The sequence below is a fragment of the Vibrio mytili genome, assembly GCF_000830505.1.
GTDB classification, from domain to species: domain Bacteria; phylum Pseudomonadota; class Gammaproteobacteria; order Enterobacterales; family Vibrionaceae; genus Vibrio; species Vibrio mytili.
In genome coordinates this window covers 1-22,604 of the sequence record NZ_JXOK01000008.1, presented here as the reverse complement: position 1 = coordinate 22,604, position 22,604 = coordinate 1, and the positions used below count along the sequence as shown (strand labels likewise).

19 protein-coding genes are annotated in these 22,604 nt (G+C 45.2%); 14 read left to right on the top strand and 5 right to left on the bottom strand.

Annotation, left to right across the window (positions count from 1 at the left end; translation table 11 throughout):
* Nucleotides 1-22: 22 nt before the first annotated feature.
* Together SU60_RS03560 and SU60_RS03555 are read right to left on the bottom strand one after the other, a co-directional pair.
* Complete coding sequence (locus tag SU60_RS03560) at nt 23-721, bottom strand: ABC transporter permease (protein ID WP_041154351.1); 699 nt, start codon at nt 719-721, stop codon at nt 23-25.
* 6 nt (nt 722-727) lie between these two features.
* Nucleotides 728-1,546 carry an ABC transporter substrate-binding protein gene (locus SU60_RS03555; RefSeq protein ID WP_041154350.1) on the bottom strand — a complete coding sequence of 273 codons (819 nt, stop codon included), beginning with the start codon at nt 1,544-1,546 and terminating at the stop codon, nt 728-730.
* A gap of 293 nt (nt 1,547-1,839) precedes the next feature.
* Here SU60_RS03555 and SU60_RS03550 point away from each other — a divergent pair, with 293 nt between their 5' ends.
* Together SU60_RS03550 and SU60_RS03545 are read left to right on the top strand one after the other, a co-directional pair.
* The gene (locus SU60_RS03550) at nt 1,840-3,297 is read left to right on the top strand and encodes a sigma-54-dependent transcriptional regulator (protein WP_041154349.1); all 1,458 of its coding nucleotides are present in this window, start codon (nt 1,840-1,842) and stop codon (nt 3,295-3,297) included.
* A 49-nt stretch (nt 3,298-3,346) separates the two neighbouring features.
* Nucleotides 3,347-5,329, top strand: coding sequence for a sensor histidine kinase (locus SU60_RS03545; protein ID WP_084735580.1), 1,983 nt, complete (start codon nt 3,347-3,349; stop codon nt 5,327-5,329).
* A gap of 91 nt (nt 5,330-5,420) precedes the next feature.
* Here SU60_RS03545 and SU60_RS03540 read toward each other — a convergent pair whose 3' ends face one another.
* Nucleotides 5,421-6,317, bottom strand: coding sequence for a mechanosensitive ion channel family protein (locus tag SU60_RS03540; RefSeq protein ID WP_041154437.1), 897 nt, complete (start codon nt 6,315-6,317; stop codon nt 5,421-5,423).
* A gap of 111 nt (nt 6,318-6,428) precedes the next feature.
* Nucleotides 6,429-8,774 (bottom strand): ATP-binding protein, encoded by a 2,346-nt coding sequence (locus SU60_RS03535; protein ID WP_041154348.1) that lies wholly within the window; start codon nt 8,772-8,774, stop codon nt 6,429-6,431.
* Between the two features lie 294 nt (nt 8,775-9,068).
* On the opposite strand from SU60_RS03535, the gene SU60_RS03530 reads away from it, so the two are divergent.
* Complete coding sequence (locus tag SU60_RS03530; protein WP_041154347.1) at nt 9,069-10,658, top strand: ABC-F family ATPase; 1,590 nt, start codon at nt 9,069-9,071, stop codon at nt 10,656-10,658.
* Nucleotides 10,659-10,993: 335 nt separating this feature from the next.
* Here SU60_RS03530 and SU60_RS03520 read toward each other — a convergent pair whose 3' ends face one another.
* The gene (locus tag SU60_RS03520; protein ID WP_041154345.1) at nt 10,994-11,818 is read right to left on the bottom strand and encodes a formate dehydrogenase accessory sulfurtransferase FdhD; all 825 of its coding nucleotides are present in this window, start codon (nt 11,816-11,818) and stop codon (nt 10,994-10,996) included.
* Nucleotides 11,819-12,208: 390 nt separating this feature from the next.
* Here SU60_RS03520 and SU60_RS03515 point away from each other — a divergent pair, with 390 nt between their 5' ends.
* The 11 genes from SU60_RS03515 (at nt 12,209) to SU60_RS03465 (ending at nt 22,601) form a co-directional block, all read left to right on the top strand.
* Nucleotides 12,209-12,667 carry a DUF3305 domain-containing protein gene (locus tag SU60_RS03515; protein WP_041154344.1) on the top strand — a complete coding sequence of 153 codons (459 nt, stop codon included), beginning with the start codon at nt 12,209-12,211 and terminating at the stop codon, nt 12,665-12,667.
* Nucleotides 12,657-13,469 carry a DUF3306 domain-containing protein gene (locus SU60_RS03510; RefSeq protein ID WP_041154343.1) on the top strand — a complete coding sequence of 271 codons (813 nt, stop codon included), beginning with the start codon at nt 12,657-12,659 and terminating at the stop codon, nt 13,467-13,469. The genes SU60_RS03515 and SU60_RS03510 overlap by 11 nt, the downstream gene beginning before the upstream one ends.
* Nucleotides 13,470-13,769: 300 nt before the next feature.
* Nucleotides 13,770-15,428: a 4Fe-4S dicluster domain-containing protein gene (locus SU60_RS03505; RefSeq protein WP_041154342.1), complete on the top strand. Its 1,659-nt coding sequence runs from the start codon at nt 13,770-13,772 to the stop codon at nt 15,426-15,428.
* 9 nt (nt 15,429-15,437) lie between these two features.
* A complete protein-coding gene (locus tag SU60_RS03500) occupies nt 15,438-16,070 on the top strand; it encodes a TorD/DmsD family molecular chaperone (protein WP_041154341.1) in 633 nt (210 codons plus the stop codon).
* Between the two features lie 68 nt (nt 16,071-16,138).
* A complete protein-coding gene (locus tag SU60_RS03495; RefSeq protein ID WP_041154340.1) occupies nt 16,139-16,339 on the top strand; it encodes a transcriptional initiation protein Tat in 201 nt (66 codons plus the stop codon).
* 10 nt (nt 16,340-16,349) lie between these two features.
* Nucleotides 16,350-19,205, top strand: a complete 2,856-nt coding sequence (locus SU60_RS03490) for a formate dehydrogenase subunit alpha (protein ID WP_041154339.1) — start codon at nt 16,350-16,352, stop codon at nt 19,203-19,205.
* Between the two features lie 11 nt (nt 19,206-19,216).
* On the top strand, nt 19,217-19,825 hold the full coding sequence (gene fdh3B / locus SU60_RS03485) for a formate dehydrogenase FDH3 subunit beta (RefSeq protein ID WP_041154338.1): 609 nt from the start codon (nt 19,217-19,219) through the stop codon (nt 19,823-19,825).
* Nucleotides 19,826-19,839: 14 nt separating this feature from the next.
* Nucleotides 19,840-20,892: a formate dehydrogenase subunit gamma gene (locus SU60_RS03480; protein ID WP_041154337.1), complete on the top strand. Its 1,053-nt coding sequence runs from the start codon at nt 19,840-19,842 to the stop codon at nt 20,890-20,892.
* Entirely contained in the window at nt 20,876-21,292 is a 417-nt protein-coding gene (locus tag SU60_RS03475) for a hypothetical protein (protein WP_041154336.1), read from the top strand. The genes SU60_RS03480 and SU60_RS03475 overlap by 17 nt, the downstream gene beginning before the upstream one ends.
* A gap of 332 nt (nt 21,293-21,624) precedes the next feature.
* Nucleotides 21,625-22,002, top strand: a complete 378-nt coding sequence (locus tag SU60_RS03470; RefSeq protein ID WP_041154335.1) for a hypothetical protein — start codon at nt 21,625-21,627, stop codon at nt 22,000-22,002.
* On the top strand, nt 21,999-22,601 hold the full coding sequence (locus tag SU60_RS03465; protein ID WP_041154334.1) for a hypothetical protein: 603 nt from the start codon (nt 21,999-22,001) through the stop codon (nt 22,599-22,601). Before SU60_RS03470 ends, SU60_RS03465 begins: the two co-directional genes overlap by 4 nt.
* Nucleotides 22,602-22,604 lie beyond the last annotated feature (3 nt).

Here is a 22,604-nt window from a genome sequence, read left to right as displayed (position 1 = left end):
AAAGCAAATCTAATCGGTTGCTTTATGTTCTTAAGTAGCCTTTGCCTCTCACACTTGATAAGAAAAAATTGAGTGCCAATGCTAGTGATAGTAATACAATTCCTAGGGCAACGCCTTGTGCGAACGCACCTTTACTGCTTTCCATCGCGATAGCGGTAGGAATGTTCCGGGTCAGCCCCATGATATTACCGCCTACCATCATTGAGCAGCCAACTTCTGTGACGATCCGAGAAAACCCTGCGATAACCGCCGCAAGTAGAGGAAATCGAGTTTCCCAAATGGTCGTCGCAGCGATGCGGGGTAGGGATACGCCTAACGTCACCGCGGTTTCAACCATGCGACGGTCACTTGATTGCAGTGCGCCATGCATCATCGAAACTAACACCGGAAAGCAGATCAGCATTTGACCGAAGATCATTGCTTTTTGGGTAAACAGCATTTGCCAACCGCCCCAAGGTCCTGCTCGTGAAAGTAGCATGTACAGCAACAGACCTATCACAACGGTCGGAACGGCTTGAAGGGTATTGACGATGGAAAGCAAAAACCATTTGCCACGAAAATTGGTGTAAGCCAATAAAAATGACATCAATACCGCTGGAACGAGCACCAAAGAAATGGCGGTGATAGAGACACTAAAGGAGACCGCAACGATCTCCCATAGTTCTGCATCCAAATTCACCAGTAAGTGAAGTGCTTCTAGTGTGGTGTCAGCAAGATTCATGTCGGATCATTTGCTATCCGCATTCGCCACGAACAGTTGTTTACCGTTTAGGCGAAAACTGTTGATCAGCTCTTGACCGTGTGAGGTGACAAGCCAATCACTGAACACTTTTGCGCCTTCACTATTGATGGTTGGGTATCGCTCTGGGTTAACAAGGATCACTTGATAAGGGTTGAACAACATTTCATCGCCTTGGAAAAGTATCTCTAGGTCCAACTTGTTTTGGTAAGCCAGCCACGTACCACGGTCTGTCATCGTGTAGCCTTGCATTTCGGAAGCCATATTTAATGTCGGTCCCATGCCTTGTCCAACGCTGCGGTAACCACCAAAGTTGGGTTCTATTTTGGTTTGAGCCCAGAACCCCATCTCTTTTTTGTGTGTACCAGAATCGTCACCACGAGAGATAAACGTCGCGTCTTTACTTGCAATTTCTTTAAATACGTCGAGTACGCTTTCGTCATCTTTTATTTCAGCCGGATCCGATTCAGGTCCCACAATGACAAAGTCGTTATACATCAACTTACGTGGCAAGATACCGTAACCTTTTTCCACAAACGTGGCTTCTGCTTTTGGTGCATGCGTCATCACCAAATCGACGTCACCGTTTTCGCCCATTTTTAACGCTTTGCCCGTACCAGCAGCAATAATGTTGACTTTATACCCTGTCTCTTTTTCGAATTTAGGGAGTAGGTAATCAAGCAACCCAGAGTGGTATGTGCTGGTCGTCGTTGCTAGACGGATCTGATCGTTGTCTGGGGCAGAGAAAGCTGAGTAGCTTACCAATGTGATTGAAGTTGCAGCCAACGTTAACGCTATTTTTTTCATTATTATGTGTATCCTTTGTGAGGTTCCTTAGAAGTCCGAATTTCTGAACCCTAGGGTCTGTGGAGTTTTCACGGTTAAATCTAGCCAAAGGCTTAGCAAGCTAAATGCCAAGATTATAGTTAAGCCTTGTGGCTTTTTTTAATTATATACAAGTAAAACTGACGATATTGTGCGCGAATTCATAGCGTTATTTTATTTATAGTTTGATATGGTACAAATTGTCGCACTTTTTGTAAGGTATCTGAATGCAGAATTGGTACACTCTGTCCCAATAAGAAAATTCGAGGGAAATTATGTCTACTCAACCTCATATTAGTGTTCGACAAGATTACCATGCATTTTCGGTGTTGATCGTTGACGATGAACCAGGGATGCAAGCCATTTTAAAAAAGGCGTTGCAAAAGTTGTTTTCCCAAGTCGATATCGCTGGCAACATTGACGACGCGGAAGCTTTGCGCCATTCCCGTCACTACGATCTCATTTTGTTGGATATTAATCTGCCCGGACGTTCAGGAATTGAATGGGAGGAGGCATTTGAAGACGACGACAAGCGTGCTGACGTTATTTTTATGACAGGATATGCAGACCTTGAAACTGCGATTCGAGCACTCCAGTTGGGTGCTGCAGACTTTATCCTCAAGCCATTTAACCTCGAACAAATGCTAAAAGCGATCGAACGCTGCATGGAGCGACGTTTAAATGAACGTATGCAATATGCGCTCAAGCGGGATTATCAGCGTCACAATACCTCGGAAATTATCGGCAGTTCAGAACCGACACAGCGGCTTAAACAGGTGATCAGTCAATTTGCCCCATCTCGCGCATCGGTTTTAATCGAAGGAGAGTCCGGAACGGGTAAAGAACTGGTTGCACGAGGACTTCATGAATTGAGTGGACGAGTAGGGCCTTTCGTGCCAATTAACTGCGGTGCGATTGCTCCAGAATTGTTAGAGAGTGAATTGTTTGGTCATACTTCTGGCGCATTTACGGGGGCAAAAAAATCCCGTGAGGGGTTATTTCGGGTCGCCAATAACGGCACGCTGTTTTTAGATGAAATCGGCGAAATGCCTTTGCCGATGCAAGCGTCACTATTGCGTGTGCTAGAGCAGCGAACCATCCGCCCCGTCGGTTCGGAAAAAGAAATCAGCATCGATGTAAGAGTTGTCGCCGCAACCAACCGCAATTTGATTGAAGAAGTAAACCAGGGAAATTTTCGTCGCGATTTATATTATCGTCTCAATGTACTGAAAATAGATGTGCACCCATTGCGTGAACGCAAAGAGGACTTGTCAGAATTAGTGCCTTTCTTCGCTAATATGTTAACGCGCGAACTTGGCATGCCGGCACTAAAGTGGGCGCATGAAGACATCGAAGCCATGCATCAATACGATTGGCCAGGAAATATTCGCGAATTAAAAAACTTGATTGAGCGTTGTATTTTGCTTGGCCAGCCGCCTGCGCATTATTGGCGTGAGTTAAAAGGCGAACTCTCATTACCTGATAGACCTCACTCCCTACCACAAGAGCTCATGGTAGAGTTGAAGTCTTCGTCGCCAGACGACGCTCAAACGGCAGAAGGGTATCCCAATCACTGGACACTTAAAGAAGTAGAAAGAGCGCACATCGAACAGTTGGTTCATTTACATGATGGTAATAAATCCGCTGCGGCTCGCGATCTTGGCGTTGCACGTAAAACGCTAGAGAGAAAATACAAGGAATGGGATACAGAAAATGACGGATACGCGAGTTAGAACTATGCGATATCGAGGGGTAGCGAAATGGATGCATAGGTTTAAAACCATGGTCCGTTATCGCTTGTTATTCCTCACTTCTGCTCCAATTTTTCTCACCTTAATTGCTCTGGTTGGGATTACCATTTATTGGTCGATTCATTATACGTGGCACAACGCTTTGCTTGATGTGTCACAACGACTTGGTGTGGCCAATAACAGCATCGAATTGTTGCAAAGAAAGCAAGCAAGCGATGTTAAGTCATTTGCTGAATCATACGACTTTCGCATCAGAATTAATCAAAGTATGCCTTCTCGTGAGCTACAAGCCTGGGTCAAACAGCAGCGGAATCGCTATGGTTTAGATTTTCTCGCTTTTCAGCCAGTGGGAGCATCAGATAGTAAATTACGCTATATCGACCTGACGCAGCGAGAATCCTTTTTCGATGTTCTGGAACAAGGTGAACTGAGTCAATTAAACCCTGAACTGGCGTCTCGTGCCGCCGTGTCGATGTATGGTCAAGCCGGTCGAACAGAAACGCGCGGTTTGGTCAGCCGGACAGTTATCCCCATCCGTAACCAAGATAATCAACTCATCGGATTCCTCGATGGTGGTTTACTACTCAACAACAGTACGGTTTTGGTCGATCAACTTCGCGATCTTATTTATCCTGATAACAGTGACCAGTTAAGACCTGTTGGGACCATCACCGTATTCCTTGACGATCTGCGGGTAAGTACCAACGTGCCTTTAAATGACCATGATACACAAGGGCGGGCGGTTGGTACCAAAGTCAGCTCAGTAGTATCAGAACACGTACTAAAAGATGGAAAACATTGGGTCGATCGTGCTTACGTTTACAACGATTGGTACATCACGGCATATCAGCCGTTAAGAGATCAGCACAACAACGTGATTGGCATGCTCTATACCGGTTATTTGATATGGCCATTCGTTAAAGTTTATATGACCAATATTGCTGAAATAAGCGTGATTACCTTGTTGTTATTGCTCGTATCCAGTGCATTGGTCTATCGAGGCTCTCGCGACTTGTTCAAACCCATAGAGCAGATACACAGGGTGGTGAAGCTGGTTCAATTGGGTAAAGAAAAACGAATTGGTGAGCTGGGATTAAACCAAGACCACGAACTCGCACAATTGGCGAAGCAGTTCGACAATATGCTTGATGCTCTGCAAGAACGAAAAATTGAGCTAAAAAATGCTGCCGCTCAGCTTGAACATAAAGTGCAAACACGTACGGCAAGTCTGCGCGAAAAAACGGAACAGCTCGAACTCCACATCCACCTTCTTCATCAAACACGGGATAAATTGGTGGTGCATGAAAAACTGGCTGCGTTAGGGGAACTTACCGCAGGTATCGCTCACGAGATCAACAATCCTACTGCTGTGATATTAGGCAATGTGGAATTGATTCAATTTGAACTTGGCGATGACGCTAAATGCATTCAAGAGGAGCTAGATGCCATACATACTCAAATAGATCGTATTCGATGTATCACCAAGAGTTTGCTGCAATACAGTCGCCAAGGTGGCATACAAGATGAGATCACGTGGCAACATGTGAACCCGATTGTCGACGAAAGCATCACGCTAGTAAAAACCGGTACAAAAAAACGCGATGTTGAGTTTGTCACAGATTTAAAAGCCCAATCTTCAGTCGAAGTAAACCGACATCATTTACTGCAAATTTTGGTTAACCTGCAAATGAATGCGATTCATGCGATGGGTGGGAAAGGCAAACTGACCGTAACGAGTGAGGATTGGCTAGAGTCTGGCGACGTCAAAGGAGCGGTGATTCACGTGACCGACCAAGGGTGTGGCATTAAACCAGAAAACTTAAACCGTATCTTCTCACCATTCTATACGACCAAGCGTAACGGCACCGGACTTGGACTTTCCGTATCGCAGAGCATTTTGAGCCAAACGGGCGGTGAGTTAAAAGTGGAATCTGAGTGGGGTAAGGGAAGTACCTTTAGCATTTACCTACCCAAGAAAGCTGAATTGATATTGGACGTCATGAACATCGCGTAATAAACCTAATATATTGTTTAAACAAAAAAGGTCAGCACCACTGTGCTGACCTTTGTTCTTTGGTTTAGGATTGTTTTTGTGTTTTGTCTAGTTACCCCGTGTGCACCGCAATTTTGGGCGGGTGAATGCCGTTCTTCTTAAACTCTTTCATGACACGAAGGGTAATGTCCGTTTCAAACAACTTCTCGTAAGACGTATCAACCACGTACGCTTTACACGTTAACTGAATTGCCAGATAGTTGTCGGTAATGGTTTGCTTAACCAACACTGTCACAGGCTTCGGCAAGTGGATATAGCGGCTTGAAGACGCTGCTTCTTGAATCAAATCGCGGGCCAACGTAATGTCTTCGTTCATTCCGACATAAAAGGGAATGACAACCTGCATATCCAATGCACCGTAGTTTCCGCTGACGACAACTTCACTTAAGAACTTGTTGTTCGGAATAGTAATAATATCGTCGGTTAACGTTCTCATGCGTACAGAGCGTAAACCTATCGCAATAATATCACCGTAATTGCCTTCAAACGTGACGCGGTCACCCACTTGAAACGGTCGGTCAACCATAACCGTCATCCCAGCAATAAACGACGCCGCCAAATCCTTAAGCGCGAAACCTACCGATACCGCTAACGTACCACCGATCAAAGCGAGAATTTGATCGTTGATTCGAAAACTCATCATAAATACAACAGAGCCAGCGGTTAAATAGATGAAAAACTGTAAGAAGGATTGCAGCTTTTGCAACAGCATTCGGTACTGGACAAATTGGCTGCCGATACTGTCGACCATAGAATTCATGAACTTGAGCAATAACCAAGTACAAGCAATCACAATTATGGAGAAGAACACGCCACTCCAGCGGATCAGGCTGGCAATTTGCTGAATGTTTTCCACATTAGCGATATCTTCCGACGCTAAAGTGGAACCACTAAATACAGCAGAGCCACAAAATAGTGAAAAGGCCAATAGGCTAAACGGTTTAATCATTCTACTTTCACTCATCATCATTCTTTCGAAAGTTATTGTTCTGTTGCAATTCATCGTTTTTTCGCAATTCATTGTTTTTTTTACAATTCATAGTTATTTCGAAAATAACTGTTATTTCACCAATAGATGTTGGCGGTCTAGGACATTGGTTATATGTCGGAACCAGTGATCGGACACACGTGCTTTTTCCTCACGCCATTCAATGAATCCTCGGCTTTGGAAATAGCGCAGCGTGCCAATCACTTCTGCAATACTCAGTTGAGTACACTCGGACAGTTCTTCAGGTGAGGCCGCTTCCAGTTGCACAATCGAACGCAACACCGCCAACATAGGTTTTGGCATTTTTTCAAGCTCTTGCGATTGCGGGGCATGAAACAAGCGCACAACCACTTGTTGGGTCTCTTTATGTTGATGCAGTGAAAGACGGAAAAAGCGCAACGCAACGGTAGGGTTGCCATCTGAGTAGTGCCAAAGTATGCGATAAAAGCCGAGTTTGGCACGTTCTTCTTCGGTGGTGTCTTCTTGATCCCACTGTTTCGGTACTTTGAGACCATCGAACGTAACAGGGTGTGGCATGCTCTGGTTAATACGAGTATCAAACAGGGCACTAAGCTGTTTCTCGCTCCAGCGAGGCATAAAGGCTACCCAGTCAAACAACAGTCGCTCACCGCGTGCTCGGTCGACGAATCGCCAACTGGCTTTCTCTATGGCTAACAGCACACGGTGATTTTTTTTGGACCGTCGAAGTAAGTTGGTGATTTTAATCAAGCCACTTAAGCCACCAACCATTGGTTTTACTAGGCGCTGTGCGTTATCGACAGCAATGAAATACGACGTGTCGCTTTTACGCAAGTACGCAAGAACTTGAATCTCTGTGGCATCTTGTTCTAAACCAAACGCTAACGCGAGTTGTTGTAATAGGTCGCTGTAACCTGAGTAAGGGCAGTTGATGTAGATCGGCTGAGCATTCTTTACTTTGCTTAATATCGTACGCAAGAACGTGGTTGTGCCGATACCACGCTCACCAGAAATTACACAAACCGCAGGACTGTCGGTTAATAGGTAGTTGGAAAGTACTTTGAGTTCTTCTGTCGCATACTCGACCAATTTACTCTCCTCACTACCCGGTAAAATATAGTCGAAGGTCTGATCGCCCCGTATACGTACTAGGTTGACGTCATCGACATTGTTGCCCGTTTGCTTGGCAACTTCGATTCGAAACAGATAGGCCAACGCCTGGCTAAACATGGTGTAGCCAGACAACATCGCGACAATCCGGTGTTGAAAACTGGTTAGCATAAGCCAAACGGCTGAAATTGCAGTACCGACAATACTTAACAGCATGGTGTCTTTACGGCGAATTGCCCAGTTTACCCAAACCGGGCGATCGGAAAGACTCTCTGCAACATCAAAGACTTTTGTCCGCCACAAGCGGAGAACTGAGATAGTGACTAACACAAACCAGAAGAACAACGTGGTGTAAATCCACGAATAAATAGTCCCTTTGCCGAGTGTACGTATAGAAATTTGCAGAATTACCCCCGCGACAATCGCACTCCAAACGTAGCGACGAATGGTTGATAAGCGTAGCGCGATGACTTCTGGCGTTGAGCTGCGGCTGTTTCGGTAGGTAAATTCGAGCAAAAAGCTGATCACAATTGATCCGCCCAGTACCCACCAGGTTAATATTTCCAAAATCGCTAAATGCTGCAAGCTCTGAATCTCAGAAAGCACGCGCAGTGATAAGGTGATAGCGATAAGCCAAGCGATGGCCCGATGTGCGCGGCTAACGTACCAGATCAATCGAATCCAGATTGGCGGACTGGTGACATCGTCTAACTGAGTTTCGCGAAACAGATTAATAATACGTTTACTGTTTGCCAGCCACCAAATCAACCCGAAGTAGATAAACAGCACTTTTATACCAGCCCACACGACGGGAACCGGTGAGATGAGGATTTCGTTAACTAACGATTGGAAAGAACGGATCTGAAAATATATGGAGTACTGGACGTTTAACTCTGTTTGTCGCCACTCTTGCTTAAACTGAGTCACACCATAAGGCCCAAACCCGGTTAGTTTGTCGCGAGTAGCGGAATCCGTTAAGAGTAACAATCGTTCTTTACTCTGACCCAAACTCTTAAGCGTAAGGTAACTTGATTGGGTATCAAACCACTCATCGTCTTTCCCAGTGCTGTGGTAGGCCTTGAGGTGTGATTCAAACACCAGGGTTTGTTTACGCTGCTCGTTCATCACCGCATTAAGCAACTGGTTTACTTTGCGCTTGTCATTCTCCGTCATGAACAAAGGATCTGGCAGTTTATCGACTTCCTGAGCGATGGATTGAACCACAAGTGAGGCCGCGGGCTCTGCTTTAAAATCATACTTCCACTCAGCGTGAGATGAGCAGGAAACAACAAGTGCGATTAGCGTGAAAATTCGAACCATGAAATGCATAGTTTTCTCTTAGAACTTAGAAAGTTAGAGTTAGTATAGTGGGTCTGGGGCAATAAGTGAGCTTAAGCTGCGTCAAACACCACTGTTGAACGGCAAGGCTATAGGCTCGAGAGTATAAAGCGTGTCAATATTTGGTTATTCAACGCGTCAGTCTTATACATGAAACGCTGATGGTGAGATGCTATAGGGAAAGTTTTGTTGCTCATTCATCAAAACAACACTTGCAGTGTAAGGCTGTAACCAGTACCGTTGCGCAGTTTTTATAAATACACTCAAATTGCTAAGGTATAGGTTTTGATCTCCACAGCGAATATTACTCAACAATTCGGCGCTAAGCCGCTTTTCGAAAACATCTCAGTTAAGTTCGGCGAAGGTAACCGTTACGGCTTAATTGGGGCAAATGGTTGTGGTAAATCAACCTTCATGAAAATCCTTAGTGGTGAATTAGAACAAACCAGTGGTAACGTGAGTTATGACCCGAATGAACGCGTTGCTAAGCTGAACCAGGATCAGTTCGCATACGAAGAGTTCACGGTTATTGATACGGTTATCATGGGCCACAAAGAACTGTGGGAAGTGAAGCAAGACCGTGACCGCATCTATTCACTTGCTGAAATGAGCGAAGAAGACGGCATGAAAGTGGCTGACTTAGAAGTTCAGTTCGCGGAAATGGACGGTTACATGGCCGAAGCGAAAGCGGGTGAGCTTCTTCTTGCAGTTGGTATCCCAATGGAGCAGCATTTCGGTCTAATGAGTGAAGTCGCACCGGGTTGGAAACTTCGTGTGCTTCTAGCGCAGGTTCTATTCGCAGACCCAGATGTCATGCTTCTTGACGAACCAACCAACAACTTGGATATGGACACGATCCGTTGGTTGGAAGACACGCTAAACGCGCGTAACTGCACTATGATCATCATCTCGCACGACCGTCACTTCCTAAACTCAGTATGTACGCACATGGCTGACTTGGATTACGGTGAGCTACGCGTTTACCCAGGCAACTACGACGAGTACATGACAGCGGCTTCTCAAGCTCGTGAACGTCTACTCAATGACAACGCGAAGAAGAAAGCACAAATCGCTGAACTGCAAACGTTCGTTGCGCGTTTCTCTGCAAACGCATCGAAAGCAAAACAAGCGACATCTCGTGCGAAGCAAATCGACAAAATCAAGTTGGATGAAGTTAAAGCGTCTAGCCGTCAAAACCCATTCATTCGCTTTGAACAGTCTAAAGAGCTATTCCGTAATGCGCTTATTGTTGAAAACCTAAGCCAAGGTTTTGAAAACGATCTGTTCGCAAACTTTGACGCCATTTTTGAAGTGGGTGAACGTGTTGCGATCATCGGCGAAAACGGTGTGGGTAAAACAACACTGTTGAACACATTAGCGGGTGTTTTAGAACCTCGTACGGGTTCGTACAAGTGGTCTGAGAATTCAAACATTGGTTACTATGCGCAAGATCACGCCCACGATTTCGCAGAAGACCTGAACTTAACTGACTGGATGGGACAGTGGCGCCAAGAAGGCGACGACGAGCAAGTAGTTCGTAGTTTCCTAGGTCGTATGCTATTTGGTCAGGACGATATTAAAAAGTCAGTCAAAGTACTATCTGGTGGCGAACAAGGTCGTATGTTACTAGGTAAGATCATGATGCATAAACCAAATATGCTGCTCATGGATGAACCGACTAACCACATGGATATGGAATCCATCGAGTCACTAAATACGGCACTAGAGCAGTACAAAGGCACGTTGTTCTTCGTCTCGCATGACCGTGTATTCGTTGACTCGTTGGCAACACGTATTCTTGAAATTCGTGACGGTCAAATCACGGACTTTAAAGGCACGTATTCTGAGTTTCTTAAATCACGTGGTGTTGAATAGTAAAGCACTGATACTCAAGTAACTCGCGTTTGATACGAAACAGAAAAGACCTCGATATTGAGGTCTTTTTTTTAATTGATAGTCCATCTATCTATTCTCTGAATTGACCGACTAAGTAAGCATAGATCCCAACGACACCGAATGTAATTACCATCGAGAGCATGATGCCACTTGGCGTTAGCAAAAAATTCCACAACTGGTCATTTTCCATAGTTCACATCCTTTGTGAATTTAAGCAGTCAACCACAGTGATACCCATCGTTCCGAAGAAACATTCACCGAGGTTATCTATTAGTTTACACCAATCAATAGAATTACAATAAATTAATAAATATTTAACGTTCGCCTTTCACATCAAAGTCAATATTGTCCGCGCCAGTAAATACGAGAAAGCGCAATCCTTTTGCCCGTGCAATCGTGGTAATACCAAACTGTTTCGCCAAATCGAGGCCCATTTGCGTCACGCCAGAACGGGAAAGCAGCACAGGTATGCCCATTTGCGCGACTTTGATGACCATTTCAGATGTCAGTCTTCCCGTGGTATAAAAGATTTTATCTTCGCCACTTTGTTGGTTGAGCCACATCTCACCGGCTAGGGTATCAACGGCGTTGTGTCGGCCCACATCCTCAACGAACGAAACAACTTGGTTCCCCTGGCAAACCGCGCATCCGTGTACCGCGCCTGCTTTTTTGTATGTGTCGTTATAATGGGTTAATGCTTCTAAAGCAGCATAAATCTCGGACTGTTTAAACTGAACTTGAGGAACTTGATAGTTCTCAAGACTTTTCATAACGTTGCCGTACATCGTGCCTTGACCACAGCCAGAGGTAACGGTTTTCTTTTTTAACGCCCCTTCCAAATGCTCGGTGTTTTCTGCAGTGATGACAGCAGCTGTACTGGTTTCCCAATCAATGATGACCGATTCTATCGCTTCTGGATCAGATAAGAAGCTTTGGTTTTTCAAATAGCCCAACACCAATGCTTCAGGGCGCGAACCCAGCGTCATCAGTGTTACGACTTCTTTCCAGTTTAACATCACCGTGAGAGGTCGTTCGCAGGCAACTTGTTTTACTAATTTTTCGCCATACTCGTCATACACCTCGACTTCCATGGTTTGCAGGGGATTGTCACTGGTTTTAATTATATTTGGTTTTACCACAGTCTTTTCCTAATGGGTGAGGGAGGTAGGGGTTGTCCCAGTTCAATGTTTTTCGATGGTACGTTTTTTCTAAATTCAATAAGCAACAGAAATAAGTACTAAACAGAACTCAAAAGCAAATCTTATTCCAACATAGCGTTTAACAGCATCAATACCTACGATGAACAAAATACCAACCAATAACGTCAATATCGCAATAATGACACAACTATCAGTTTGAGGTTTGTTAACTCAGCAACTTAACTTAAACATAATAGAGTATAGAATCCAATATGACTGGCTCGGTTATTGCTTTAGTTAATGCTTAATGCTTAATGTTACAGGTAATCAGGCCTTGCATGATGGAGTCAATACTTATCTCTGTATTACAAAACAAAAAACTGGTGAGTTATGTCTAATAATATCGATCATATTTACGAGAAGACGGAAGATTCGTGGCCTCTTGGTATAGAGCTTGTTGAACATGAAATCAGCACAAGCATCTGGGTAACAACTCAATGGCAATTGACTGGATTTGATTTAACACCATCAAAAGAGAACAAACGTATTTGCTTGTTGCAACTGTATAAAGATGAGCGCACAGACTACCGCTTCAACTTAAGCTCGCGTCAACCTAAACTCTTTCTTGTCATGGATAACCTAGACTCGGGTGAACAACCGACTATTCAACTTATCACTGCTTCTCAGTCGGTTGCCGCTCGTTACATGGATAGCGATAATCTCGTATTGTCGAATGCGATGCCACTTGCGGTACAAGCATGGATGGAAGCGTTTATAGGTCGTCATGGTGAGTTGCTAGAAGTCAAACGTAAGAAGCGAAACGGAGCAGGTAGAGCGAATGGCAACTAGCTTTTTAAGCCGTTGGTCAAAACGAAAGTTAGAAGAGTCAACGCGTTCTGACGCAAACTATGTGCAGAATGTTGATGCTACTCCTTCCGCTGTGCCTAACGTTATTGAGCAAAATGAGACTCAAGATTTGCAGTCTGATGAGGCATCAACCTTAAGCTCTGAGCGTTCGACTGACGAGCCTTCCAATGCGGAGTATAACGTTGCGTTATCATCAGCGGAGGTGGCTCTATCGGGAGACGAAACTTTATCTTCAAACGAAACGACGCTCTCGACATCGCAACCGGAGAACAGTGACGAAGAAGAACCGAGCATTGCAGCGCTGTTGGTTTCAGAAGCGTCAGAAAGCGTAAAGAAAGCGGCACTGCGTAAATTGTTTCTTTCGGAAGAGTTTAACGTCCGCGATGGTTTGGATGATTACGATGACGACTACAGTAACTTAACGTCGTTATCAAAAGAGGTTGCTGATACGCTAAGAGATTGGGTTAGAGACGAAACAGACCCCGAGCTTGAAGAAGACGCTGGTCAAGCGCATGCTCACCAAGAAGAACGGGTAGCAGAGAATAACCAAGAAATTCCGCCATCATTGAACGCCGACAAAACGGACATTCATGACGTCGACACTCACGAAACCACCCACAATGCGTCCGAAGATGACGGCATCCATGCTGAGATGAATACATCATCAAGAGAACATGCAGATCAAGAGGTTTCGGGTTCAGATACCGCTTCTCTGTCAGACCTTCATGTGGAGGATTTAAACCAAACGAATGAATTAGGACAAAATATACCACATAAAAAGTAGGTACATTTTGACTGAACACCAAACGAACCGAGCGGGACAAAATGTCTCACTCGGTTTTTTTGTCCTTACTAAAAGAGTTGGTTCTTTATAAATTATTGAAATATAGGAAATATTTATTTGGCACAGCGCTTGCTATAAGTTGCTTAATATTCGTCTAATTGAAAATGACAATCGTGTACCTGGTGTGAAACATGGGTTAACTGCGTTACAACACTTGTCAGTTAATCGGCAGAATCTCCGCGGCTAACTACACTGAAAGATGGAAAACACCATAATCCATATACATAAATGGAATGAGCAATGCTGAAGCAACTATTACAACAAGCAACTTCTAGTAACGGGAAAGCGAGGCTTTATGCCTTCGAAAATACTGTCGAACTGACTAATTTGATCCCACCTACAGTCAGTTATGAAAGTGGGGGGCATACACTGATCGTCGGCCCTACAGCGATCATCGAAAGTGCGGTCACACAGTTATCACAAATGAACAGCCTGACTCTGCTTTCGACTGATGGTGAAAAGGGCACCTATCCTGAGCTTTACTACGCGAACTCTGTCCAGATCTCGGGTTTTCTCGGAACCTTTGAAGTTATCATAGAAAACAAAGGCACCAGCAATAACTTGGCCAAAGTAGCGATCAATCACGATTGCTTTGATATCGTTCTCGATCTTTGTCTCAGCAGCTGTATGTCTGAGGAAGTCCCGGTGCCTGGTTATTATCCGGTAGGACGCGGCTATCCCAAACTAGCTGAAGCACTGGAAGAAATTCCGACGCTCATGGGGACATTTGATAAGCCAAAATTCTTCCGTTTAGATACCGATTTATGTGCGCACAGCTCTCGAGGTGTGAAAGGCTGTGAACGTTGTGTCGATGCTTGTCCAGCCGGTGCATTGTCGAGTGAAGGCAGTGACAAGACAGGACATCGAATCGAGATCAACCCATATCTGTGTCAAGGCGTGGGAACCTGTGCTACCGCATGTCCTACCGAAGCCATTCACTATGCACTCCCTGAGCCTCAAGATACGCAAAAATTCATTGAGCGTACGCTAGCAAACTATCGCAGCGCCGGGGGAACTGACCCAGTCGTTCTTATCTGCAGTTCACGCCATGAAACGTATAACGTAATGGCCCTTAAAGCATTACCAGATAACGTGATTCCCATCGTTGTTGAAGAGCTCCCTTCCGTGGGGATTGATACGTGGTTTGCTGCGCTAGTGAATGGCGCGACACAGGTACTATTCGCCGCCTCGCGATTCATGCCAGAAACCATTATTCGTGTACTCAACAGTGAAGTGGGGATAGCCCAAGAACTCCTTCAACAACTGGATATAGCAAAAGAAACGGTTGATATTCTTTATCTTGAATCGCTTCGTGAAGGCATGCCAACGCTGTGTACTGATTCATTTGGTATAGCGCTAGGGGACTTAGAAGGAAATAAACGTCAGCGTCTGTTTACGGCGCTAGATGCACTTGCGGAATCTCGTTCAACAGAAACCGTGGTCAACCTTCCTGTTAATGCTCCGTATGGCAGTGTGTCTTGTGATAGCAACGGCTGTACCTTGTGTATGAGCTGTGTAGCGGTTTGTCCGACTCGTGCGCTACATACTGATGGTCAATCGCCATCACTTAAATTTGTTGAGCAAGATTGTGTTCAGTGTGGATTATGCGACAAAGCATGCCCAGAGAATGTATTAACACTGGTTCCAAGAATGAATTGGGACAAAGAGGCACGTCAAAAACCGGTGGTCATTCATGAAGAAAAGGCCGCTGAATGTCTTCGTTGTCACAAGCCATTTGCTCCGCAGTCGATGATCGACATGCTGCAAAACAAACTTCGTGGACACTCTCACTTCACAGATGAGGCCGCAATTAACCGTATTGCCATGTGTGAAGATTGCCGGGTCGTGGATATGTTTGAATCCATGGCTGAAGATCCAATGAAACAACTCAAGTATTAGGAGTTCGCTGTGGACAACCACCAAGAACAAGAGCAAACACTGAGAACTGAAATATACCTAATTTTGTCAGCACTTTTTCGTAGTGCGCCTTCAGCAGAGGTGATCGAGTTTCTGAAATCACTGGAAGTTGAATCCTCTCAAAGTGCGATGCAACAAGCTTGGCTTTCACTTCAACAAGCTGCAAACAGTACAAGCCGTGAAGATCTCGAAGACGAATATCAAGACCTTTTCATAGGAATTGGTCGTGGTGAAGTGGTGCCGTTTGCCTCTTGGCATCTTACCGGTTCAATGATGGAAAAGCCTCTTGCTGAGATCCGCCATGATCTTGAGCTACTTGGCATTGAGCGAGAAGAGAATGTTAAAGAGCCGGAAGATCATATTTCAGCTTTATGTGAAGTCATGGCAATGCTCACCAATGAAGATGAAGAACTTCAACAAGTAGTGTTTAACAAGCACATCGCGCCATGGTTTAACCGCTTTACGCGTCAGCTTGAAAACGCAGAGAGTGCAAACTTTTATAAGCCAGTATCTCAGCTGTGTCAGGCGTTTTTAACCTTGGAACAAGTGCGCTTTAGTGAGAACACCAAAAGCAGTAAAGCAAAATTAAAAATTGATGTGAAAAACGTCACCGATTACGAGTGATCAAGATGAGTCATATCGATAGAGAGGCATCAGCCTCCGAAAGTCTACCGACAGGTAAGGAAGCAATGATGAAAGATAACAATGAGATTAACAAAAGCCGTAGGGATATCCTCAAAGGCATAACGAGCGCTGCCGTTGCTGGAGCAGTTGTCGCGGGAACGACCAAAGCTGCGGCTGCGTCAGAAAAGGTCGAGCCTTCAGAAAATGAAGTAAAAACCAAAGGCTACCGTGAAACGCAACACATTCGTGATTACTACGACACACTATAGGAGATAACCGATGAAACTCGTTAAACGCTCCGATAGTGTGAGCAAAGAAACCAATCAACTAGGCGTATCACGCCGTGCTTTTATTAAGAACACCTCATTTGCTGCTGGTGGTGCTGTCGTCGGGGCTAGTTTATTCGCGCCGGGCATGATGAAAAAAGCGCAAGCTAAAACCGTTGACCCAGATGCTAAAACGGAAATCAAGCGCACGATCTGTTCTCACTGTTCTGTCGGTTGTGGTATCTACGCTGAGGTTCAAAATGGCGTTTGGACTGGGCAGGAGCCTGCATTCGATCACCCATTTAATGCTGGTGGACATTGCGCGAAAGGTGCGGCCTTGCGTGAACACGGGCATGGTGAACGACGTCTTAAATACCCAATGAAGCTTGAAAACGGCAAATGGAAAAAATTGTCTTGGGAACAAGCGATAGAAGAAATTGGGAACAAAGTTTTAGACATTCGCGAAGAGTCGGGGCCTGATTCTGTGTACTTCTTAGGAAGTGCGAAACACAGCAATGAGCAAGCGTACTTATTCCGAAAAATGGCATCGCTTTGGGGGACAAATAACGTTGACCATCAAGCCCGTATTTGTCACTCAACAACGGTAGCTGGCGTAGCAAACACGTGGGGCTACGGAGCGATGACCAACTCTTTTAACGATATGCACAACTGTAAGTCGATGCTGTTCATTGGTTCTAACCCTGCAGAGGCGCACCCTGTCGCCATGCAGCATATCTTAATCGCCAAAGAAAAGAACAACTGTAAGATCGTGGTTGCCGATCCTCGTCGTACTCGCACGGCGGCAAAATCTGATCATTACGTGTCGCTTCGTCCCGGCTCTGACGTCGCCTTTATTTGGGGTGTGTTATGGCACATCTTCGAAAACCAATGGGAAGATAAAGAGTTTATCCGTCAACGTGTATTTGGTATGGATGAAATTCGGGCGGAAGTTGCCAATTGGACACCAAGCGAAGTTGAGCGTGTTACCGGTGTAGCAGAGAAAGACGTCTACCACACAGCGAAACTGCTTGCGGAAAATCGTCCTGGTTGCATCGTCTGGTGTATGGGCGGCACGCAGCACACCACAGGTAACAACAATACACGCGCATACTGTGTGCTTGAACTTGCACTCGGTAACATCGGTAAATCTGGTGGTGGTGCAAACATTTTCCGTGGTCACGATAACGTACAAGGTGCAACCGACCTTGGGGTGCTGTCAGATACACTGCCAGGCTACTATGGGTTGTCTGAAGGGGCATGGCGTCATTGGTCCAAAGTCTGGAACGTCGACTTCGAGTGGGTAAAAGCACGTTTCGATGACAATGAATACAGCGGCCAAAAACCAATGCACAGTGCAGGTATTCCGGTATCTCGTTGGATTGATGGTGTATTAGAAAACAAAGATAACATTCGACAACGTGAAAATATCCGCGCGATGTTCTATTGGGGTCATGCGGTAAACTCGCAAACTCGTGGCGTCGAAATGAAAAAAGCGATGCAGAAGTTGGACATGATGGTTATCGTTGACCCATACCCAACGGTTGCCGCGGTCATGAACGATCGTACCGATGGCGTTTATCTGCTTCCTGCAACTACTCAGTTTGAAACTTACGGTAGTGTTACCGCCTCAAACCGCTCTTTACAGTGGCGTGACCAAGTGGTTGCCCCTCTCTTTGAGTCAAAACCTGACCACGAAATCATGTACCTATTGTCGAAAAAGCTTGGCTTTGACGACGTGCTGTTTAAAAACATTCGTGTCGAAAACAACCAGCCGCTGATTGAAGACCTTACCCGTGAATTCAACAAAGGCATGTGGACCATTGGTTACACAGGTCAAAGTCCTGAACGTCTGAAAGCGCACCAGCAAAACTGGCATACGTTCCACAAAACCACGCTTGAAGCCGAAGGCGGACCAATCAACGGTGAAACTTACGGTCTACCTTGGCCATGTTGGGGAACGCCAGAAATGGGGCACCCAGGTACGCACATTCTTTACGATACGTCGAAAACGGTTGCAGAAGGCGGCGGTAACTTCCGTACGCGTTTTGGCGTTGAGTTTGAAGGTAAAAACCTGCTCGCAGAAGACAGTTACTCCAAGGGCAGTGAGATCAAAGACGGCTATCCAGAATTTACAGACAAGCTACTAAAACAACTTGGTTGGTGGGATGACCTAACCGCGGAAGAGAAAGCCGCAGCAGAAGGCAAAAACTGGAAAACCGATCTGTCTGGTGGTATTCAGCGCGTCGCGATCAAGCACGGTTGTATCCCATTTGGTAACGCGAAAGCACGCGCTATTGTATGGACATTCCCAGACCGCGTTCCGCTCCACCGAGAACCGCTTTACACACCAAGACGTGACCTTGTCACGGATTATCCAACTTGGGAAGATAAAGAAGCGATCTTCCGTGTTCCAACGTTGTACAAATCTATCCAAGATCAAGACAAATCAGGGGAGTACCCAATTGTTCTGACCTCTGGACGCTTAGTTGAATACGAAGGCGGCGGTGACGAAACACGTTCAAACCCATGGCTGGCTGAACTACAGCAAGAGATGTTTGTAGAGGTGAACCCGAAAGACGCGAACGATCTCGGTTTCAGAGATGGTGACGATGTTTGGGTCGAAGGTGCAGAAAAAGGGCGTATTAAAGTGAAAGCGATGGTAACGCGTCGTGTTAAACCAGGTTTAGCCTTTATTCCGTTCCACTTTGGTGGCGAATTTGAAGGTGAAGATCTTCGTCCTAAATACCCTGAAGGTACTCAGCCTTATATTAGCGGTGAATCTGCGAACACGGCGACCACGTATGGTTATGACCCTGTTACGTTAATGCAGGAAACCAAAGTCACCCTATGTAACATTCGTAAAGCGTAAGGAGTCTAACCATGGCACGAATGAAATTCCTATGTGACACCAAACGCTGTATCGAATGTAACGGTTGTGTCACAGCATGTAAGAACGAAAATGATGACGCACTTGAGTGGGGTATTCAGCGCCGCCGAGTCGTAACATTGAATGATGGCGAAGCGGGTGAAAACTCGATTTCAGTCGCGTGTATGCATTGTACCGATGCACCTTGTATGGCGGTTTGTCCGGCAGACTGTTTTGAGCACACCGAAGATGGCATTGTACTGCACAATAAAGACCTGTGTATCGGTTGTGGTTACTGTCTGTTTGCGTGTCCGTTTGGCGCGCCGCAGTTCCCAAAACAAGAAGCATTTGGTGAGCGCGGTAAGATGGACAAATGTACTTTCTGTGCAGGCGGCCCAGAAACCGAAGCTGGCTCTGAGGAAGAGCGTCTAAAATACGGTGCAAACCGTATCGCAGAAGGCAAACTGCCGATGTGTGCAGAGTTGTGTTCAACAAAAGCACTGTTAGCTGGTGACGCTAATAAAGTGTCTGATGTTTTCCGCCAGCGTGTCGTTGAACGTGGCGCGAAAAACGCAGGCTGGACAGACGGAAACGATCTTTCTTACGACGCAACCAAAAGCTAGGTAAGGAGAGACTCATGTTAAACATTTTGAAACGTGCGTCTCTGGCAATGTTGTCACTCATGGCAACATTGCTGCTCACTTTTGCCATACCAGCGTCAGCACAAGCGGCGTCGTCTGATGTTGCACAGCAAGAAATGACACAACTTGCAGGTGCTGACTATTGGCGTCAAGTGAGAGAGGGGCAAGAAGGCTATACGACGTCACAGGGCGCAGAGCATGGCGTGTTAATTAGTACGCCAGGTGGGACGTGGTACATCCTAAAAGAAAAATGGATGTCACCAGCAGGCGCCATTGCCATCTTTGGTAGTATCGCCATTGTTGTTATGGCGTACATCTTTGTCGGCCCTTTAATGCTAAGTAAACCGCGTACCGGAAGAAAACTACTACGTTGGACCCGTTTAGATCGCGCGTTGCACTGGAGCATGGCGTTTACATTTTTAACGCTGGCGTTTAGCGGACTCATGTTGGTCTACGGTAAGCACTTTCTTAAGCCGTACGTGCCCACTGAGTTTTGGGGCTTTATCGTCATGCTGGCAAAACAGTACCACAACTACATGGGGCCGTTGTTCTTCGTCTTATTGATCTTGGTGCTTTTAAAATGGTGGCGTAAATCCATCCCTAACATGACTGACGTCCGTTGGTTCATGAAAATGGGTGGCATGATGGGCAAGCACAAAGGCACACACCCATCCGCGGGGTTCTCGAACGGCGGTGAAAAAGCGATCTACTGGCTTTTAATTTTCTTTGGCTTAATTGCTGCGGCCAGTGGCCTGATTTTAGACTTCCCAATCTTTGACCAAACTCGACGCGATATGGAGCTTTCCAACCTCGTTCACGGTATTTCGGCACTGATTCTTATCTGTGGCTTTATTTTCCACATCTACATTGGCCTATTCGGCATGGAAGGTGCGTTGGAAGGTATGGTGACCGGTGAAGTCGACGAAACATGGGCGAAAGAACACCACGACCTTTGGTACGAAGAAGTGAAGTCAAAAGAAGCGATGGGCGAAGCGGGGACATCAACACCCCAGAACAAAGGAGCGAAACCGAATGAACAAACATCATAACGGGATTTGGGTTGCGTATATCCTAAGTTGCTTTACCCCGTTTACGTTTTTGATCTCAGGCGTTATCGCCATTGTTTATGCTGGCTATCGTTTGGATAAAGGTGAAGACAGCGAAGTGGTCATATCCCATTACTATGGGCTAATCCGTACGTTCTTCTTGTACCTGACGTTCTTTGTGGTTTTGATCGTCACGGTTGCAACATCCAACGGGGTTTTAGTTGGGGTGAGCGACTATTGGGTGAAGAGCACAATGCTGGATTCCATCGCCTACGTTATCCCATGGATAGGGATGTTGTTCGCGGCACTGGCTATCTTGGTGTGGTTTATCCGCATGTATCAAGGCATGACACAATTGAAGAACAACCAACCTCATAGCCCGTCAACAGGCCCAAACTTGTGATGGTTAGTTAGCAAATCTCTAGAATACAAACGGTCCGGAATAGGGCCGTTTTTTTTCAGCGAAACGGTAAGGAAAGAGCGGAATATTGGGCATCACCAATAATACTGTTTAAGTATACAGTTCTTTTGGTTTGGGGCGCTATCACGAATTAAGCTGATTTTTGCGGCATAGTTCTTACTGTCAATACACAGATTAATGTTAAATTGTCATTATTTCATATACATAAGTGCTAGTATCTATAACAGAGTTAGAACGAAAGAAGGCGCAAGGCGTAGCTGAAAAGCGGCGCTAAGCCGTATAGAAAGCGTTAGCATTATTAATTAGGAGTTGTGATGTTCGAGCATGAAGATTTTGAAAGATATGAGTTCGAAAATGTACCTTTAGATCGAGATTTGTATCTCGTCGACCAAAAGTACATGAGTGACTATGAGAGTATGATGACTCGTTTCTTGACAGACTATAAAAATAATCCATACGAGAACGTTGGTTATGTTAGCTACGCAGCTGCTCGTAAGGCTTTGGATAATAGTATTGAACTCTCTTGGTACGTTAATATATCGGACCGATTCCATGAGGTTTCTATAATTTTACCTCGAGAGCAATTTGTTTCTTGTGTAGGTTGTCAAGCATGTGATGAGAAACCAAGGATTTTTGTTAAAGGGGAGTGGCTTGATAGCTTCATGCACGATCGTTCTCCGTTTTTTCAATGATTGATGCGATTGGCGTAAAAAAATATCTAGAAGAAGATAAGCTCTCAACTGAAATGTTGGCTGAACTACGGGACAGAATTGACCAAATTGCTTCTGAGTATCCTTCGATATCGTTTATTTCCTTTGCAGATAGTTTGCTATTAAAAAGTAATTGGAGTGTGGGTGCATTTAATAACGACATTTCTTACACATATGAACCAGAAGTATTCATTTATCTTGCCGAAAAAATTTCAAAGATCTATCAGGATTGTATTGGATTACCAACTTACTCCGTAATTACTCAAGGTCAAAACTCTTATTACAATGACTCTCTTCTTCATATCTCTGAGTCAAATAATCATGTGTCTCTAAATAGCTTGGGTGTTCCTTTTGCTCAACTAATGGATATCGAACATACGGCAAGACATAATATTAGGTCAAAGCAACATGCTCCAGCTGAAGTCTACATGGATTCGTTGTATTACCATTCCTTAAACTTCAAGCATAGCTTTGATAAAAATTCTCAGCCCAAAGCAGAGTACTCTACCAAAATGGTGAGCACATCATGCGAATACTTTTTTAACAGTTGTGGGGAGTTAATCGAACAACTGGAAAAATAATGC